Raw genomic sequence first — 17,762 nt, forward strand, 5'->3', positions numbered from 1 at the left:
GGTCTTAATGTTTATGGCTAATATGATGGATAGTGATAGCACCCAGACGTTGCTCTTGATGGTAATCTTTGCGCTGGCATCGTTGCTACACGGTATTAGTGGGCTGGGTGTGACGTTGGTGACGACCACTGCGCTTGCTAGTATCTATCCGTTACCACATGCCATTGTGTTGGTCATTTTTCCGTCATTATTGCTTAATGCCATGACTTGGCTCGCGGGTGGCGGGCGCACAATCTGGCAAAATTTCATCTATTACGGCAGGCGCTATTGGTTACTGGCGTTGACCAGCTTAGTTGGTAGTATTCTAGGCGCGAAGCTCTTACTATGGATCGATAGCGCCTATATTTTATTACTATTGGCAGCGGTTATTGGTTTTTACGTCATAAGCAGCTTGCTTGGTAAGCAACTCCGTCTACCTGCTACCAAGCCTGTGTTAATCATCGTTGGTTTTAGTGCAGGGGTGATTGGTGGCTCGACTAATGCCATGTCGACCATATTGATGATGTATCTACTGTCTGCCAGCGATGATAAAAACACCATCGCTAAAGTCGGAAATATGTGCTATTTTTTGGGTAAAATTGCCCAAATAATTGTATTACGTGAGCCTATTATGGCGCTCAGCAGTGGTGAATGGCAGCTGATTACTCTGCTTAGTGTACTATCGATTGCTGCGCTTTTAGTTGGCATCCGCTTGCGTCGCTATTTGCCTCAAGCGCGCTTTCGTCAGCTTATTTTATTGATACTTATCGTGCTTGGTATTCGTGTCGGCTGGCAGGGAGTTATGGCATTTTTATAAGATAGCTCGCTAGGCATTTGGCTGTTTAGATGCTATCTTATGCGCGCATTATTTTGTTATTTCATTAAAAAATATCTGTTGCGTCAAACGAAAGGTATTACAGTGCGCCTCAACCACATCGTCGATATCTTCTGAATAGCCACCACCCATCACGATAGCGATAGGAATTTTAGCGGCTTTTGCTTGGCGTAACACATATTCATCACGCGCCTTACAGCCCTCTATCGTCAGCCCTAACTTTCCTAGTTTATCAGTTGCCAGCACATCGACAGCGGATTGATAAAATATCATATCTGGCGCAACGTCGCTAATCAAACGTGGTAATGTCGCCTCTAGTAACTGCAAATACTCCGCATCGCCAGTATCATTGTCTAGCTCAATATCCAAATCTGATACTTGCTTTCGAAATGGATAGTTCTTTGCGCCATGCATACTAAAGACAAATACGCGCGGCTCACCTGCCATAATACTGGCATTGCCATTGCCCTGATGGACGTCTAAATCAACCACCAAAATCTTTTGCGCTTGTCCACGATTTAATAATAAATTACTCGCGATACAAACATCATTAAACACGCAAAACCCTTCGCCATGATCAGCAAACGCATGATGCGTGCCACCTGCGACATTCATCGCCGCGCCATATTGCTGCGCATATAATGCACATTCATAAGTGGCATGAGCAATATAACGGCCGCGCTCTACCAGCTCTGGTGTCATTTCAAAGCCAATGGCACGCGCTTCCTTTCGTGGTAATGTCTGAGTTTTCAGCTGATACCAGTAGTCCGCAGTATGCGTGGTCAAAATCTCATCTTCGCTCAAACATGCAGGGGCAAAAAAGTTGTCGGTACTGATAGTGCCTTCAGCCAATAGCCGCTCGGGAATCATGGTGTATTTTTGCATAGGAAAGCGGTGTTTTTCAGGCACAGAATATCGAAAAATATCAGAGTAAGCAATTTTTAGCATAGTGTTAGAGGATGTCTTTTTTGAAAAGTATTTTAAGGATAAATAGGTTTAAGCGCTTTGAAAGTAAGGTACAGATGAGACATTGTAAAAGCTATGGATAGCTATGGTAGTCAGTTCATTACTGCACAAATTGCGTTGGCAAAAAAAAGGTTCTAGAATCTGATTGGTGACGTAGCTCGGTCAGCAATGTCGGTAAGTCTTCCGCAGGGTTTTGATTATCGATCAAATCACTAAATATCTCATTCGCGACCGTGGTCATCGCGATGACACTTTGCAATAAATGCTCGATAGCATCATTACCGATGCCTACCGCTTCGACATCGATAGCGTGTTTGTAGCGTATTTCGCCATCATTGACATCCATTTCTAGATTGCCGATTAGCAAGTCATAATTTATTTGAGTAATCAGTAGCATCGCCGCGCTTTGATGACTCTCTGGTATTAAAAATGGCAAAATTCCATAGACTGCCAGCAGCTTATTGTTTTCTTGCACGCGAAACAAATAGCCGCAATCGAGACTTCTATTGCGCATTCTAAGCGATAAGTGATGCGATTGTTGACGGTCATTGTTTTTGTTGCCACTGCTTTTGGGTCTATAGTGAGTATAGTGCCATTGCTTATCATTAAAGTACTGTTTCAGAAAATCGATAATGGGCGTGTCGCTAGCTTCGTGTTGACTGGCACTCGAGTTAAAGGCGTCAGTTTCTGAATATTCGCTTGTGTTTTTGACATCAGATTCAGAATCGATTTTGGTATCATCATGAGCGTCACTAGTATCCTCATCATCTGTATCACTACTATATGTATCACTACTATATATGTCATGAGACTCTGTTTGCGTCATATCCATTTCAACTTCATTAGCCTGCGCTGCTGAACCAGTCAGTAACTGTTTGAGTTTTTGCCACAAGCTGAGTGTATTACGTTGACTCATAAGTATGGTGCTGTCAAATAAATGAATGATATGGAAAATTGAGACAAATACGTTAAGACAGTAAATTATTGACCATTAAGTGCTAAACTTTCTTTGATATTCGGTTGCTCATAAAACACTTGTAACATTTCACGAGTATGTGCCGTCAACCACTTGCTTTCTATGGCATCGTGCACCACAGGTAATAGTGCTGTACTTAATTGAGTCATGGCTTGCTCATCAATATGAAGACTCGAAACTACCGTCGCAATAGTATCTGACTGATGATTGCCATACCAAGTATCGATGCTCGCTGCCACAAGGCTGTGTAAGTAAGGTGACTGGCGCAGGCGGTTATAGCTTTGCTGAATGCTGGCTTCGATATGATCGATGCTGCTGTTGTCAGGTTCATCACGCAGATAAGTCTGTAGATGACTGACAGGCTGGTCTTTGATTCGCGCCCAACCAGTGATTAATAATCGCGCGACTTCGTCATTTGATAAATGCTCTTGCGCATTGGCTTCTGCGCGGCGTGCTAAATCTTTAATATTACGATGCAAATACGCCTGCAGTTTTTCGTCAAGGTTTCTATTGGTCGCCTTTTCAAAAGAGCTGCGCCCAAATTTCATCAGTTTACCAGCAGCGCCTGCTTTATCCAGCGTGGACTCCATAAAGTCATTAATGGCATGATATAGCGTTTGGGTTAGCAAATCGGCAAAAGTCTCGTTGCCGACCAGGGTGTGAATCAAGATATTACGCTGCTGATCGTGGCTACCGATATAGTTGGCAAGGGTTTCAACTTGAGTGTCATCCACCAGCTCAGACAACGGCACGTTATCATTGACTGGATGATAAATAATCGTATGCAAGATATCGCGAATATCTTTACGCATCATATCCGTCATCGGTTGATTGAGTAGCCAGTCATTACTCAGCTGTTGCAAATCATCGGCGCTGACATATTTATTTAATGGCTGTGCAGCAAACCATTGCCATGCCTGCATAAACAGCGGTTCAGCTTGCATGCGTAGCCATTGCTGCATAAAGGCAACTTGTGCCTCGATTAAGCCATCTATGGTTAGCGCTGGCATATCTAAATTTTGGTTATCTTTTGAAGTCGGCATAGGTTTTGAGGTCATAATAATCGACAATTTGTTATACTGTGTGGGTGGGGTAAGCATAAAGTATTATGCCATGAACGTCATCTGTGTTTGTGATGAATATTGACTGCCGCTTAATAAATAATGAGAGGTTTTGATGACAGCTCTGAATACCGCCTTACTTGCGCTTGATGAGCTGACCGTTCAGCGCGGCGAAATCCCTCTATGTGAAGGGGTTGTTCTCAATCTGACAGCTGGTAGCATTTGCCATTTAATTGGTGCCAACGGTACTGGTAAGACGACTTTACTGATGCAGCTGGCTGGGTTATTGCCAGTGTTAAGCGGTGAGGTTTATTATCAAGGAGCAGCGAATTTACCTATTCAGCCTTTGTACGTGTCGCACCAGTTGGGTATACATCCAAATCTCACGGTCGCACAAAATCTGACTTTTCTGCTAAATTTATATGGGATTAGCCCAAGCGTTACTGATATTGATGACGCCTTGGCTTGGGTGGGATTACAAGGCTTTGAGACGATTAGCTCAAGCCATTTATCTGCTGGGCAAACCCGCCGCATTACCCTTGCAAGGTTATATTTATTGACCCCTGAGGTGACACCATTATGGCTACTCGATGAGCCTTTTACTGCCCTTGATGTCGATATGGTAGCGCGAATGGAAGACAGATTGCGCGATTTTGCCCATGAAGGCGGCGCTATATTAATGACCAGTCATCAGGCCGTTGGTGTTGCCAATCAAGTGCTCGATTTGTCCGATTATATGGTTTGAATACTAGTTTGCATACTCTCAGTATAAGTGTCCCAAGCATCCGTAGAAGAGCAAATAAATGATAGAAACAGACGGTCCAGTACAAACAGTGAATAAAAGCTCAAATGCTGACTTAGCTGCGGTGCGCGGTATCAGATTTATACAGTTGTGGCGGCGCGAGTGGCAAGTCAAACAGCAAGGCGCCGTGCAGTGGCTGTATCCGCTAGTGCTATTTTTGGTCATTATCACCTTATTTCCGCTAGCAGTGGGTAGCGAGCCTGCGCTATTGCAACGCCTTGGCGTGTCGGCGGTGTGGATTGCTGCTTTATTGTCACTGGTCATGGGTGTCGATGGTTTGTTTAAGCCCGCCCTTGATAATGGCACACTGGCGCAATTGGTCGTTGCCAAAGCGTCATTGCCCTTATGGGTGTTGATTCGTTTGGTTATCCATTGGATTTTTAGTAGTGGTATTGTGGCAGCGCTTAGTTTACTTGCCGTGCCTTTGTTTCAGCTTAGTTGGTTTGAGGCGTGGATATTGATGGCTTCTATTGTGACGGGTAGTCCGATGTTGTTGATGCTGTCAGCGGTCGCGAGTAGTTTGACGCTGTCATTAAAGAATGGTGCGGTGCTAGTGCCTTTGATTGCATTACCGATGCAGTTGCCTGTATTGATTTTTGCCACAGGAGCGGTTGATTTATTTGCCACTGGTCTCAATGGTTTACCGATACTGGCTTTATTATTAGCAGGTAGTATTATCTCGGTTTTGGTGATGCCATGGGTGATTGCCATGACGTTAAAAATGGCGTGGTTGAATTAAAAACGACATAAGTTGTGTACAACTCTCTGTATTGAGAGTTTGTAATAAAAACCCCTATAAAAAACCTTTGTATTAACAGCATGTTGAAAACTGGCAATTTTGCTATAATAGTCAGTTAACTAAGCAAACAATCACTTGTAGATTTTATCCAGTGTTTAACGCCGGCAGGTTAACAGGTAGTCGCGCCCATGATGCGCTATATCGGTTACAACCAATACGCTGTGCCAATAGGTTTATTCCCATGCCCAACTTGAATAACGTCTCATCTCCTAGCTTGTGGCAGCGCATCTGGCAAGGCTTTTTGACCACTGTGGGTACCAAGCAGTTTTTTCGCATTTTTTCGCCTTGGGTCAAGTGGTTAGCCATATTAGCCAGTATTTGCTTGTTGATCGGTAGTGTCTGGGGTCTCGCTTTTGCGCCGCCTGATTATCTGCAGGGTAATAGCTATCGCATTATCTTTATCCACGTACCCGCTGCCAGTATCGCCATTTCCATCTATTTTGCCTTAGCAGTGCTAGGGGTCATTTTTTTAGTTTGGAAAATTAAGACCGCCAGTCTGGTGGCACAGGCGCTTGCTCCGCTAGGATTCTTGCTCTGTGTGATTAGCTTAATCACGGGCTCTATTTGGGCGAAACCCACTTGGGGTACTTACTGGGTTTGGGATGCACGTTTGACATCTATGCTCATCTTGGCATTTTTATATGCGGGCGTGATGGCATTATTTGCAGCCTTTGAACATACTGCCAATCGCGGCAAAGCGGCTGCTATTTTATCGATTGTTGGCGCAGTAAATCTGCCCATTATCAAGTATTCGGTACAGTGGTGGAACACCTTACATCAAGGCTCAACCTTTACTTTGACCGCCGCGCCCAAGATGTCAGCAGATATGTGGATGCCCTTATTACTGATGATTATTGGTAGTTATTTATTAGTGGCAACATTAGCGATTTATCGTACCAATACCCTTATCTTGTATCGTGATCAAGGCAAAGCGTGGGTCAAGGAATACATTCGCAGGCAAGCTAAATGACGGTCATGACTGTCGCCAAAAAAAATCACGGCTAGGAAAATATTATGCAGCCTTACTTTTATAGCGTATCTGAATTTCTTGCCATGGGTAAGCATGGTGTTTTTGTTTGGTCATGCTGGGCAATTACCGTTGGCATGATGCTGGCTTTTGTTATTTATAGTCGTAGACAACGACAGGCTTTAATCAAGCAGTTGACCATTCAGCAAGCGCGGCAAGCACAGCGTACTGCTAAAACAACCATGCCTGTCACCAAGCAGCCTAATTAGCTAGTAGGTTCGTCCTATCTAGCGTTAGCCGTTAATTTTTAGCCACTCAATCTGCAATTAGCACCTAATAAAGAGGTGACTGCCACAGAGGTTATAGAGCTTATTGATTTGTCCGAAAAATGCTACCATATAACCATTAGAAGAGTACGATTAGAAAGACATTTTTAGAACGTTTTTCTAATGGTAGTTTCTTCAAATTTTTCTGTTTTATATATTTGTATGGCATTGACTATAATTTATAAAACAGTGACTCATCAATGAGGTAGTGGTATGAACGCAGTTCGTCGCAAAAAACTGATGTGGGTTATGTTTACGCTTGCAGGGGCGGCGATAGCCGTGGTATTGGTTCTTTATGCCATTGGGCAACAGACCGATTACTACTTTGATGCTACCGCGATTGCACAAGGTGAAGCACCACAAGATAAGCGTATTCGAGCAGGCGGTATGGTCGTTGCGGGTAGTGTCCAGCGCGCAGAAGACAATCCACTAAACGTTGAGTTTGCCATTACTGACTTTCAATCGACAGTACCAGTGACTTATCAAGGTATTTTGCCAGATTTATTTGCTGAAAACTCAGGTGTCGTAGCGACAGGTAAGATGCAGGGTGATACTTTTGTCGCTGGAGAAGTCTTGGCGAAGCATGATGAAAACTACATGCCGCCAGAAGTGGCCAAATCGATGAAAGAAAACAACCGTAGCGGTGTAGTGCCTCCTTCTGAGCAATATAATCCTGCTGAAAAGGTGCACGAGACTGATACCTTACAGCAGTAATTATATAGTCCATATCATAGTAAAAGAGCCGCTAATAATATATTAGCGGCTCTTTTTTTACATGAATTTTAGTACTAGGACGTGCCCTTAGTTCAACCGATTAACCTCTAAATGGGCTAAAAATGGCTAAATTTTGCCAAACATCGTCAAATAGCTTATCAATATCTCGATATTATTTGCGCTACTTTCCTTGTTTGACGGCAATTTATATCATTTTTATCACCATTTTTAAAATGAGGACACGACCTAATGAGTTTTGATAATTTCTTATAAGAACTTAGTCGTCCCATTCAGGCGAGTAATCTGGATGCTTAATTTTGCGCCCATCAGTACGAGCTAAGCTGCTGATTTTCTCAATATCATCCGCACTTAATTGCACATTGATAGCATCTAGATTGCCTTGTAAATGGTCAGGGTTAGCAGTCTTTGGGATAGCAATACGATGCTTGTCTGCCAGAATCCAAGCCAATGATATCTGTGCTGGCGTGACATTATGTCTGTCAGCGATTTCTTTAATAATCTCATTATCGAATACATCACCGCGTGCAAGTGGTGAATAAGCTTCGAGTAGAATGTGGTGATTGTTCAAAAAAGTCTGCAAGGTTTTTTGCTTGATGAAAGGATGAAACTCAACCTGATTGACCACAATCGGTACATCAGCATATTTCTCAGCTTCAATGATATTGGCAATATTAAAGTTAGAGACGCCGATATGGCGTGTCAAACCTTGTTTCTGTAGTTCGCACAAAGCAGGAATGGTTTCGGATAAAGGAACACGGTCATCCGGCCAGTGCAATAGTAGTAAATCAACATAATCAGTATCTAAATCTGCTAAAGAGCGTTTGGCGGCTGCAATCAATTTCTCAGGCTCAAACTTCATATCATCAGGAAAAATCTTTGTGGTCAAAAAGAACTTATCCCGAGATACCCCTGATTGTTTGATACCTTGACCCACTTCTTTTTCATTGCCATAAGCTTGAGCGGTATCGATGTGCTCGTAACCCATTTTCAACGCTTGACTGACGACATCAACACAATCTTGACCAGTCGATTGCCATGTGCCAAGCCCTAGTACAGGAATATTTGCTTGTCCAGCGGTACGAATATTATAAGTTTTAGCACGCATCTTATTATCCTTGTTATTTATGTATTTATTGATAGAGCATCAAATCATCAATATTCTGATCACCCTCTCTATTTGACCTACCCACTATAGAAAAAATTGGCAGCAAGTAAAAGGGCACGTGACGCTTTCCTACAAAGGACAAACAGGCTGTAACGTCATTTTTAGTAACTGATAGACAGCAGCGCGCGGTTAAAAAATAAAAATCGTAAAATCGAGCCCATAAAAAACGCCCATCACTATCTAGCAATGGGCGTTTACAATCGGGACGAAGACGATATTTAAGTGTTTTTGGCTTAAGAGCTTATTGAGCAGCCGCTTCTACAGGTGCAGGTTTTGTTGCGGTATCCGTGTGCGCACTGTGATCAGAGCCCCAGATTTTTGGGTACTTATAGCCTGGGAAAGTTTCATGAGCATACTTTTTAAAGGCTTCTGAGTTATATGCATTGGTCACATCTTCGACCCATTTTTTGCCAGCATCTGCTGATTTGATGGCTGACCAGTTGACATAAGCAAAGCTAGGCTCTTGAAATAGCGCTTCAGTCAGCTTGATACCAGCATCCGTGGCATAGTTGCCATTGATGACGGCAAAGTCGACTTCATCACGAGCACGTGGCAATTGAGCGGCTTCTAACTCAATGATTTCAATGTCGTATTTGCTGTTATCAGCGATGTCAGTTTTTGATGCCGTTAGCGGATCAATATTGTCTTTTAGCGTGATCCAGCCAAGATCATCCATCATTACCAGCGCACGAGCAAAGTTACTTGGATCATTTGGGGCAGAGACTCTCATGCCTTTATAAACATCATCAAGCGTGGTCTTTTTACCTGAGTAAATGCCAAGTGGAGCAGTAGGTACTTGGAAAACTTCTACCAGATCAAGATTGTTTTCTTTTTTGAAGGTATCAAGATAAGGCTTATGCTGGAAGATGTTGATATCCAAATCACCTTCAGCCAAGGCAAGGTTTGGGCGTACATAGTCAGTAAAAGCAATCAGCTCAACTTCGTAACCTTGCGCTTCCAGTGAGCTTTTCACTTGGTTACGCACCATATCAGCGAAGTCACCTTCGGTGGTACCGATGACGATTTTGGTATGCTCAGGATCGATATCGCTAGCGGCAGTCTCTGCTGTTGAGCCTTCCGTAACAGGCTCTTTAGTTGCTTCTGGTGCTGATGAGTTGTTGCAACCAACCAAGACTAGGCTTGATACGCCAACGGCAGCAAATGCAGTCGCTAACTGACGGCTGATATCTGTTAATTTCATGGAACTTCCTTAATAAGAGGGATGGGATGGAGGGCAAACGCTGGCCATTAAAAAAGCAACATTAGGGATAGTAATGCTGCTAAGTTAACGACTGTTAAGTTAGTATCAAAATTAAAGGGTCTCAGTAACAAAGTCAAGCATTTTGCTTAGGATGAATCGGCATTAAACCCTGAGTATTATTCATATTAGCGTTAACTGACTTTGTCTAAGTCTTTTTGTCTATCGTTTATCCAAACGGTTGGCCAACCAATTACCCGATGCTTGAATGGAGACGACCATTATTGATAGGACAATAACGATAAAAATCATCACCTCCGTTTGATAACGATAGTAGCCATAACGAATGGCCAAATCCCCCAGACCACCGCCGCCAATCATACCTGCCGCTGCTGAATAAGAGAGCAGGCTGATACAGAGAATCGTCACGGACAATACCAGTCCTGAGCGTGCTTCATTGAGTAAGACTTTAATAATGGTCAAAGGACGTGCGCCCATAGACTCGGTCGCCTCAATGATACCGCGTGGCACTTCACGTAAGTTTTGCTCGACCAAACGGGCAAAATAAAACGAACCTGCAATGGCGAGTACCAATGAGGCCGCAATCGGTCCAATACCCGTGCCAACGATAGCCTTCGTAAATGGGCTCATGGCAATCATCAAAATGACAAATGGGAAAGCGCGCATAAAGTTGGTGATACCACCAAGCAGACCATACAATGTTTTGTTTTGCAAAAACTGTCGATCACTGGATAAAAACAAAAATACGCCAAACAACCCACCGATGACAATGGCCACCGTCGTTGAGATGCCAAGCATAATAAATGTATCAATAAACGCGTTCACAATCTCTTTGCGCAGGGCAAACAGCTTGTCTATCGAGGCGGACAATTCACTACCAGTTAACATATTTATTTCTCCTGCCTCATTAGTCTTCGTGCACTAAGCCTTTGCCAATCGGGGTGGTCGCTTGAATCAGACCGTCTCTCACATCCGCAACTTCCAAGAGTTGACCTTGATGCAGTAATGCGGCGCGATCACACAGCCTACGGATGACACTCATCTCATGAGTCACAATCACAATGGTGACGCCAAGTTGTTCGTTGATATCACGTAGACAAGTCAACAAGCTGCGAGTCGTCGCAGGATCAAGCGCACTGGTTGGCTCATCAGCCAATAATACTTTAGGACTGGGGGCAATCGCTCTGGCAATACCGACACGCTGTTTTTGTCCGCCTGACAGCTGCGCAGGGTAGTGACCAGCGCGGTCTGTTAGATCAACAATCTCTAGGCAATCCATCACTCGTTTATGAATGTCGCGGCTCGGATATCCTGAAACGGTTAAATTAAAGGCCACGTTGTCAAAAACAGTACGATTGGACATCAGATTAAATTGCTGAAAAATCATACCAATATTATGCCGAGCGATACGCAATTCACTGGCAGACAATGTGGTCAAGTCGGTGCCATCGACGATGACTTGACCAGCATCTGGACGCTCAAGCATATTGATTAGGCGTAGCAAAGTAGACTTACCGGCACCCGAGTATCCCATTAGGCCGAAGATTTCGCCTTGCTGGACAGATAACGAGGTCGGTTCAACGGCAGTAAACCAATGTGGTTTGCCATCTTTGCCTTTGATTGATCGGTCGCTTAAAAAACTCTTGGTCACATTGTTTAAGACAATCATGTCATTCATGGAGGGCTCAAAATTCAATAATTTTTTTAATAGTCACAAACGCGCTGTCGGGCCTCTTTAACAATGTAAGAAGCCAATTAAGAAACAACCGTTAATAACCCTATAATAAGGGGCGCTAATATAGCATATTATCGAGCACTTTGGATATGAACATCCGTGACAGGCTTATGATTAATAGCTATTAGTAAGAGGGGTTTTGTAGAATGTGAGTCGAGACGATCCAGTAGAATGAAGTGTCTGTTCATAGCACCTTATATAGTCATTCCACTATAAAAGTATTACGGCGTTAACTTCGCTTGAAGTATTAAATATACATCTACACTCGGTTGCCTTGTACTACTTTTAAATTGAATCGACTATAGCATCGCTGACTAGGTCGTGTCCTCATTTTAAAAATAGTGATAAAAATGAGATAAATTGCCGTCGAATAAGGAAAATAGCGCAAATAATATCGAGACATTGATACGCTATTTGACGATGTTTGGCAAAATTTAGCCATTTTTAGTCCATTTAAAGGTTAATAGAGTGAATTGAAGGCACGTCCTAGTCATGCTGGTGATAATGTGGGTCGTGCTTGACTGGTATGACAACTAAAAACCTGGTATGTCCATTCAACGTATCAGTAATGATGCGCCCTTGATGTGCGGTAACGATTTGTGATACTAGCGATAAGCCCAGTCCAGAACCTTTATTTTTTTGTTGCAACCGCACAAATGGACTAAATACTTCTTCACGTTTGTCTTCTGGAATACCCGTGCCTTCATCAATCACTGCCAATACTGCATATTTCGGTAATGGGCGTACAGGATCGGTCTTGGCTTTTTTTAGATGCTTGGCAAACAAGCCTTCTTTGCGCGGTGTACTGAGTACTTCTGTAGAATTTTGAGTGTTATTTTGAGCATCACCCTTGTCGCGTGTATTGCCACCTTTATTTATTATGGCACCTTTGGATTTAGGAATTGCATCATTCAAGGCAGTACTCTTAGCGTCATTGATAACTGCAGATGGCTCTTCAGTGTCAGGAACTGCTTTCCAAACCACCTTTTTAATTTTGTCAGTCAAATCATTGGTAAAGTTATGATAATTAGCAATCAATGAGGATGCACTGGTGCTTCCAACGGTATCGCTACTGTTGACTAAGTTTGTCGAAGTGCTTGAGTCAGTTTGAACACTATCCATATCAGTAGATTCTGTTAAGGTTGCACAGGTCTCAATAGAGTCAATGTCGCTGTTGGTATTAATATCAGCCTTATCGATTTTAGTCTCTATATTCACATCGGCATCGGTATCAGAATTGAGATCATGCTCAACCGCAATATTTTCTCCGTTTCTATATATCGGTGGTGCTGGCAACACGATAATAGCATCCGTTGCTTCAGATTTAACTTTACCAGTACTATGAGAAGAATCGTTTGAGTGTGTATTACTATGCGCAATATGATTATGCGTATTGTCTTCATTAACCTCGATTGGTTGGTGATAGGAGTCAAAATCAGAGCTATTATAATCGGCAAAGCTACTGCAGAGTATCGTTTGTAGCAGGTAATCAGGTATGGTATCTGCTTCATCAATAGTTTGCACACCATACAATAGTACCGTCACGGGTGGCTTGCCGTGTAGCATGGCATTGGTTAACAAGTTGCGAATCAAATGGGTCAACATCGATGATTGACCATCGATCACAATATGTTCACCAATGAGCGTCGCTTCAGGATAATGTTGCCGTTCTTGATTCACCAGATCGTATAAATCTAAACTTTCAACTTGCTGCAAGGCATGACCGGCGTCTAAACGACTCACCAATAAGATACTCTCTACCAAGTCGTTGAGCCCTGACAAATCGCGGTTAATCGCTTGCGCACGTTTATCAAACTTTGCTTTGGTATCAGATGGTAGCGCCCCTGCGAGCATATCCATCATCTCAATCTGTAAGCGGATACGAGTAATGGGGGTACGTAGCTCATGAGAAGCATGTGCTAAGAGCAGGTTATTGGCATCGATAAGGTGTTCGATTTTTTGTGCTGCTTGGTTAAATCCACGCGCTAGTGAGGCGATCTCATCGTTACCACGAGCATTCACCCGTACGGTAAAATCACCATCACCCAGTTGCGCCATCTGCTGGCTCATCTGATTGATGCGCCAAGTGATGGTACGAGCAATCCACCACAGGACGCCTGCCATAATAAGTAACAGTAGTAGTGTGCCAGTAAATAAATTCAGCGCAGAGGAGAGTACTGGTTTTTTAGGCGGTAAGCGTGATTCATACAAAAGCGTATAGCCGGTGCTGCTATAAACCTGAGCTTGCTTGGTAGGGGAGGTGTCTGCGAGAGAGGGAAAAACGCGTGAAAATAAAGAGGGCGGTGCGGGCAACTCCAACGGCAAATCGCTGTTATCCGTTTGCATTAGCAATCGACCTTCGTTGTCATACAAGCCCATCTTTGCCTGTAATGACTCATCAAAGATATCAAAGCTCTTTTTGACCACTGCTAGCATAAAGCGCGCTTGCAAGCGATTGTCCTCGCTAACAGAGATATTCAGCTCGTGCAAGAAAGGGTCTATTTGTCCTAAAATCTGGGTGGCCAATACTTCTGATCGAATACTTGCATCTTTGTCGTGCACAAGTTGCGTCAACAGCACCATCGCCACTGCAAATAAAATAAGTGCCAGCATGACACTGGCAAATAACTTGGCAAATACCGAACGAAATCCCAACTGCTGCATTAAACCATCTCTACTATCAGCCGTTTATATCGACTTATACTTCTAATTTGCGTAAACAAATCAAAAGTATGGTTTTTATCGATTAATTTGCCGCTTTTGCGATCAAACCTGATCAGTGGCAAATTGATAACCAACACCGCGTACCGTAATAATACGTTTTGGCTGGCGTGGGTTGTCTTCAATTAAAGCACGCAGACGCGAGATATGAACATCAATGGCGCGATCGATATTATCTGAGCTGTCATCATTGGGCATGGCTTGCCACAGTTGCTCGCGATTCAATACTTTACCAGAATGGGTGGCAAAGTAATGCAATAATTGAAACTGATGCGTCGTTAAACGAACAGGCTCATCATCGATGGTCACTTCATGGCTGTCAGGGAACACGCTCAAACGACCAAAGGTTAAGCTATCAGACTGGCTATCTGCTTGATTGGGCTGCTCATGACGGCGAATAACAGCACGGATTCGAGCGAGAAGCTCACGTGGCTCAAAAGGCTTAGATATATAATCGTCAGCACCCATCTCAAGACCTAGCACGCGATCGGTGGTATCACCTTTCGCTGTCAACATGATAATTGGCACTTTATTGGTCATGTTGTTTTTATTGCCGCGAATTTTTTGACACACTTGCATACCATCCATATCAGGTAGCATTAAGTCAAGCACGACCAAATCAATATCACGCTCTTTGGCATCCAATAAATCAAGCCCTTCTTGACCAAGCCCTGCATGATGGACGTCATAATAATTCATGGTCAGGTAATCGCTGATTAACTCAGCTAGATCAGGATCATCTTCGATTAATAAAATCTGCTTGCTCATGGGTTATCCTCTAGTTGTTGTTATGGTTGGCCAAACGTTTCATCTGTTTTAATATTTTGTATCACGATAAATACATCGCTGATTTTAGGATCTCAAACAGTTAAAAGATTAAGCCTCTATATTTTCAAACTTTTTAAGATTTCTCAAACTTTCAAGATATTGAATCATTTAATATCAATGATTCAGAATACTCGGTTAATGCTATATATTATATGGTCATATTGCCTAATTACGCAGTTACAAAACAAGAGAGGCTTTGTTAATGTTTCTACACAATGTAACTGTCGGCATGCATAGCTATGAGACATTGACTTTTTTACCTTTAGCATCAGCCGGTAAATCAGCCAAACAAATCAAACTGTCGTTGCTAATACCCGCAATTAAATATTGCTTTGTGATAGGGTCATATTCGACTACTTCAATAGGCTGGCGTGTCAGGCGCTGATCCTGTCCAATAATCCACACGTTAGCAGTCAACGGTGACAGAGGCTTATATGGTGACGTTTGTAATTCTGTCAAGTCAACATCGTGCAACGCCCGCTTAGGCACGATAGTGCCCACATCTATTTGACCATAATTAACCCGCCCCGTGACTTTCATATCTGGCAATAACTTGTCTCGACTTGCTTCATTGTCAATGACGTTAACATAGACCAACAGCTTTTTCGGCTGGCTGGTCGCGGTCAGTTTACTGACTTGTCCTGTGAACTGTTCCGACATACCTTCAGCTGTAAAATTGACAGTCTGACCAACCGAAAGTTGCGGTTCTGCTTGGATAGGTAGGATCGCGATAAAGTGTAATTTAGTTTCATCGCTAAGCTGTAATAAAGGCGTGCGCGCCTCTAGTCTTTGACCTGCTTTGGCATATAAGTTTTTTACACGGCCAGAAAAGCTGGCACGCACAGTGACCAAATTATACTGATTCTGCTGCGGTTTTAAGCTCGCCGTGCTATTAGCGCTGGTTTGGTCATTGTTTTTAAGGTTGCCGACTGCGTTTTTAGGAGTGCCCACTGTGGCGTTTGCTGCTGCCTCTTCTTTGTTAGCAATTGGGTCGTTTTTAGTGGTTGTTGCGCTATTTTCTGCTGTAGGCTGATTGGGTTTTGAGCTAGCGTCTGTTTTTTGTGAGTGTGTTTGCTTTACATCAACCGCATCGTTCGTCATCTCAGAATCTGGGGCAACGCTGTTCGATTTTGAAGATTGTTCCTTAGCTGGGTTGGATGCATCTGCTGTTTTGCTTTCTGATTGCACGCGTCGAACAATAAGCAGCGGCATATCTTTTTCTACCCATTGACCCTCAGTAACCAGTATTTCTTCGACGTTAATGGGGTATGCAGCGATAAGCTTAGTCTGTTTGATAGGTTCGATCTTACCTTGTAAACCAAGACTGGGCTGATAACGTGAAGGTTTTATGCTCAATATATGATCTGGCGTCATGGTCACACTATCGTCGGTAATGACAATAGGGGTATCTACAGTCTCACTGTTTTCTGCAGTCACAGGCTCATTGGTAGGCGGTGATGGCTGACAGGCAGCAAGAAGAAAAGCACTCAGTAGATAGGTGCTATTTTTTAAAAAATTACAAGCCGTCATAGCAGTCACCATAGTAGTCATCGTTTTATTATATAGTGAATTGCCACTGGGTGAAATAAGCGCAAAAAACTTAATAAACCGCTGACGTTAAGGCTACTAAATCCAGTCATTAGCTAAGCTAGGAGTGACAGCAAGTCTGAACAAATTTTTATATTACTGACCAGTTCGAATATTGGCTCACTCATAACTGGAAATTAGTCGATAACTGTGCTAAAACAAACATAACAAAATACAATGATACATTTTTATCACAAAAGAAAATTATTCAGCAATGTGCCCATCGTTTCTATATAATGCAGAAATATCATAAGGTTGATGGTTCTTTTACTTCGAGCTTACCTCTTTTATCGTCATGGTCATCAGTAATAAAAGGTACTCTACCTTGTTTGAAGCCAAATACGGTTGCAGTGGACGATAATAAAAGCAAAATAAGTCGTCTAAAAAGCCATAGGTTTGGCGCAATTTAGTAAGCTTATTAATTAGAAAGTGCGTATAGTAGCCCATGTTGACGCTCTGTTTGACAGGCGGATACTGGCAGCTGATATGTTGACTGTCATAACATATGGTAATGCAAATTTAGCGTCTCATATCAGTCCAATAATGAATGATATGACAGGTTGAAATAACCGTTAAATTTTTGCATTGATGGATGGTATTAAGAATAAATAGTCGTTTATAGGACACTGATAATGGAAAATAATTTTGATGGTTTAAAAGTAATGGTGATTGATGATTCAAAAACCATTCGCCGTACCGCAGAGACTTTATTACAAAAAGCGGGTTGCGAAGTTGTGACCGCCATTGATGGTTTTGATGCTTTAGCAAAAATTGTCGATAACAATCCAGATATTATTTTTGTCGACATCATGATGCCGCGTTTGGATGGCTATCAGACTTGTGCGCTAATAAAAAACAACCCTGATTATGCCAGCAAACCTGTGATTATGTTGTCGTCTAAAGATGGCTTATTTGACAAAGCGCGTGGTCGTATTGTGGGTTCAGATGAGTATCTGACCAAGCCATTTAGTAAAGATGAGCTGTTCGAGGCAATTAATCAGTACCGCTAATATAAATAAGTCCGCTTGTAGATATATCGTTAAATATCGTCTTACAAGTTG

The 17,762-nt window shown here is 42.8% G+C and carries 17 protein-coding genes; 7 read left to right on the forward strand and 10 right to left on the reverse strand.

What is annotated here, in order from left to right; all coding sequences use genetic code 11:
* Positions 1–13: 13 nt before the first annotated feature.
* Entirely contained in the window at positions 14–796 is a 783-nt protein-coding gene (locus JFC08_RS06545; RefSeq protein ID WP_198330157.1) for a sulfite exporter TauE/SafE family protein, read from the forward strand.
* Between the two features lie 48 nt (positions 797–844).
* On the opposite strand, the gene JFC08_RS06550 is transcribed toward JFC08_RS06545, so the two are convergent.
* The 3 genes from JFC08_RS06550 to JFC08_RS06560 all read right to left on the reverse strand — a co-directional run bounded on the left by JFC08_RS06550 (position 845) and on the right by JFC08_RS06560 (position 3,799).
* Positions 845–1,762 carry a histone deacetylase family protein gene (locus JFC08_RS06550; RefSeq protein WP_198330158.1) on the reverse strand — a complete coding sequence of 306 codons (918 nt, stop codon included), beginning with the start codon at positions 1,760–1,762 and terminating at the stop codon, positions 845–847.
* 118 nt (positions 1,763–1,880) lie between these two features.
* Complete coding sequence (locus JFC08_RS06555) at positions 1,881–2,696, reverse strand: YbjN domain-containing protein (protein WP_198330159.1); 816 nt, start codon at positions 2,694–2,696, stop codon at positions 1,881–1,883.
* 65 nt (positions 2,697–2,761) lie between these two features.
* Complete coding sequence (locus JFC08_RS06560) at positions 2,762–3,799, reverse strand: hypothetical protein (protein ID WP_227697681.1); 1,038 nt, start codon at positions 3,797–3,799, stop codon at positions 2,762–2,764.
* A 133-nt stretch (positions 3,800–3,932) separates the two neighbouring features.
* On the opposite strand from JFC08_RS06560, the gene ccmA reads away from it, so the two are divergent.
* The 5 genes from ccmA (at position 3,933) to ccmE (ending at position 7,425) form a co-directional block, all read left to right on the forward strand.
* Positions 3,933–4,562, forward strand: coding sequence for a heme ABC exporter ATP-binding protein CcmA (ccmA, locus tag JFC08_RS06565; protein ID WP_198330160.1), 630 nt, complete (start codon positions 3,933–3,935; stop codon positions 4,560–4,562).
* Between the two features lie 58 nt (positions 4,563–4,620).
* A complete protein-coding gene (locus tag JFC08_RS06570; RefSeq protein ID WP_227697682.1) occupies positions 4,621–5,358 on the forward strand; it encodes a heme exporter protein CcmB in 738 nt (245 codons plus the stop codon).
* Between the two features lie 241 nt (positions 5,359–5,599).
* Positions 5,600–6,388, forward strand: a complete 789-nt coding sequence (gene ccmC / locus JFC08_RS06575) for a heme ABC transporter permease CcmC (RefSeq protein WP_198330161.1) — start codon at positions 5,600–5,602, stop codon at positions 6,386–6,388.
* A gap of 44 nt (positions 6,389–6,432) precedes the next feature.
* A complete protein-coding gene (gene ccmD, locus JFC08_RS06580; protein WP_045444018.1) occupies positions 6,433–6,654 on the forward strand; it encodes a heme exporter protein CcmD in 222 nt (73 codons plus the stop codon).
* 270 nt (positions 6,655–6,924) lie between these two features.
* Positions 6,925–7,425, forward strand: coding sequence for a cytochrome c maturation protein CcmE (ccmE, locus tag JFC08_RS06585; RefSeq protein WP_045453493.1), 501 nt, complete (start codon positions 6,925–6,927; stop codon positions 7,423–7,425).
* A 277-nt stretch (positions 7,426–7,702) separates the two neighbouring features.
* Here ccmE and JFC08_RS06590 read toward each other — a convergent pair whose 3' ends face one another.
* The 7 genes from JFC08_RS06590 to JFC08_RS06620 all read right to left on the reverse strand — a co-directional run bounded on the left by JFC08_RS06590 (position 7,703) and on the right by JFC08_RS06620 (position 16,656).
* Positions 7,703–8,551 (reverse strand): aldo/keto reductase, encoded by an 849-nt coding sequence (locus JFC08_RS06590; RefSeq protein ID WP_198330162.1) that lies wholly within the window; start codon positions 8,549–8,551, stop codon positions 7,703–7,705.
* 301 nt (positions 8,552–8,852) lie between these two features.
* Complete coding sequence (locus JFC08_RS06595; protein ID WP_193009030.1) at positions 8,853–9,812, reverse strand: MetQ/NlpA family ABC transporter substrate-binding protein; 960 nt, start codon at positions 9,810–9,812, stop codon at positions 8,853–8,855.
* 219 nt (positions 9,813–10,031) lie between these two features.
* Positions 10,032–10,718, reverse strand: coding sequence for a methionine ABC transporter permease (locus tag JFC08_RS06600; protein ID WP_060491817.1), 687 nt, complete (start codon positions 10,716–10,718; stop codon positions 10,032–10,034).
* Between the two features lie 19 nt (positions 10,719–10,737).
* Entirely contained in the window at positions 10,738–11,508 is a 771-nt protein-coding gene (locus JFC08_RS06605) for a methionine ABC transporter ATP-binding protein (protein WP_198330163.1), read from the reverse strand.
* Positions 11,509–12,051: 543 nt separating this feature from the next.
* Entirely contained in the window at positions 12,052–14,229 is a 2,178-nt protein-coding gene (locus JFC08_RS06610; protein ID WP_198330164.1) for an ATP-binding protein, read from the reverse strand.
* 102 nt (positions 14,230–14,331) lie between these two features.
* Positions 14,332–15,054: a response regulator transcription factor gene (locus JFC08_RS06615; RefSeq protein WP_045444030.1), complete on the reverse strand. Its 723-nt coding sequence runs from the start codon at positions 15,052–15,054 to the stop codon at positions 14,332–14,334.
* A gap of 297 nt (positions 15,055–15,351) precedes the next feature.
* Positions 15,352–16,656, reverse strand: coding sequence for an efflux RND transporter periplasmic adaptor subunit (locus JFC08_RS06620; protein ID WP_227697683.1), 1,305 nt, complete (start codon positions 16,654–16,656; stop codon positions 15,352–15,354).
* Between the two features lie 677 nt (positions 16,657–17,333).
* Here JFC08_RS06620 and pilG point away from each other — a divergent pair.
* Positions 17,334–17,711 carry a twitching motility response regulator PilG gene (pilG, locus tag JFC08_RS06625; protein ID WP_045453505.1) on the forward strand — a complete coding sequence of 126 codons (378 nt, stop codon included), beginning with the start codon at positions 17,334–17,336 and terminating at the stop codon, positions 17,709–17,711.
* The last annotated feature ends 51 nt before the right edge of the window (positions 17,712–17,762 follow it).

The organism is Psychrobacter cibarius, assembly GCF_016107535.1.
GTDB lineage: Bacteria > Pseudomonadota > Gammaproteobacteria > Pseudomonadales > Moraxellaceae > Psychrobacter > Psychrobacter cibarius.

Bases quoted from the DNA above. Each gene is read 5' to 3' on its own strand.
- JFC08_RS06560 (WP_227697681.1), bottom strand. From the start codon at position 3,799: ATGCCGACTTCAAAAGATAACCAAAATTTAGATATGCCAGCGCTAACC.
- JFC08_RS06605 (WP_198330163.1), bottom strand. From the start codon at position 11,508: ATGAATGACATGATTGTCTTAAACAATGTGACCAAGAGTTTTTTAAGC.
- JFC08_RS06550 (WP_198330158.1), bottom strand. From the start codon at position 1,762: ATGCTAAAAATTGCTTACTCTGATATTTTTCGATATTCTGTGCCTGAA.
- JFC08_RS06555 (WP_198330159.1), bottom strand. From the start codon at position 2,696: ATGAGTCAACGTAATACACTCAGCTTGTGGCAAAAACTCAAACAGTTA.
- JFC08_RS06615 (WP_045444030.1), bottom strand. From the start codon at position 15,054: ATGAGCAAGCAGATTTTATTAATCGAAGATGATCCTGATCTAGCTGAG.
- pilG (WP_045453505.1), top strand. From the start codon at position 17,334: ATGGAAAATAATTTTGATGGTTTAAAAGTAATGGTGATTGATGATTCA.
- JFC08_RS06545 (WP_198330157.1), top strand. From the start codon at position 14: ATGGCTAATATGATGGATAGTGATAGCACCCAGACGTTGCTCTTGATG.
- ccmE (WP_045453493.1), top strand. From the start codon at position 6,925: ATGAACGCAGTTCGTCGCAAAAAACTGATGTGGGTTATGTTTACGCTT.
- ccmC (WP_198330161.1), top strand. From the start codon at position 5,600: ATGCCCAACTTGAATAACGTCTCATCTCCTAGCTTGTGGCAGCGCATC.
- JFC08_RS06600 (WP_060491817.1), bottom strand. From the start codon at position 10,718: ATGTTAACTGGTAGTGAATTGTCCGCCTCGATAGACAAGCTGTTTGCC.
- JFC08_RS06595 (WP_193009030.1), bottom strand. From the start codon at position 9,812: ATGAAATTAACAGATATCAGCCGTCAGTTAGCGACTGCATTTGCTGCC.
- ccmD (WP_045444018.1), top strand. From the start codon at position 6,433: ATGCAGCCTTACTTTTATAGCGTATCTGAATTTCTTGCCATGGGTAAG.
- ccmA (WP_198330160.1), top strand. From the start codon at position 3,933: ATGACAGCTCTGAATACCGCCTTACTTGCGCTTGATGAGCTGACCGTT.
- JFC08_RS06610 (WP_198330164.1), bottom strand. From the start codon at position 14,229: ATGCAGCAGTTGGGATTTCGTTCGGTATTTGCCAAGTTATTTGCCAGT.
- JFC08_RS06570 (WP_227697682.1), top strand. From the start codon at position 4,621: ATGATAGAAACAGACGGTCCAGTACAAACAGTGAATAAAAGCTCAAAT.
- JFC08_RS06590 (WP_198330162.1), bottom strand. From the start codon at position 8,551: ATGCGTGCTAAAACTTATAATATTCGTACCGCTGGACAAGCAAATATT.
- JFC08_RS06620 (WP_227697683.1), bottom strand. From the start codon at position 16,656: ATGGTGACTGCTATGACGGCTTGTAATTTTTTAAAAAATAGCACCTAT.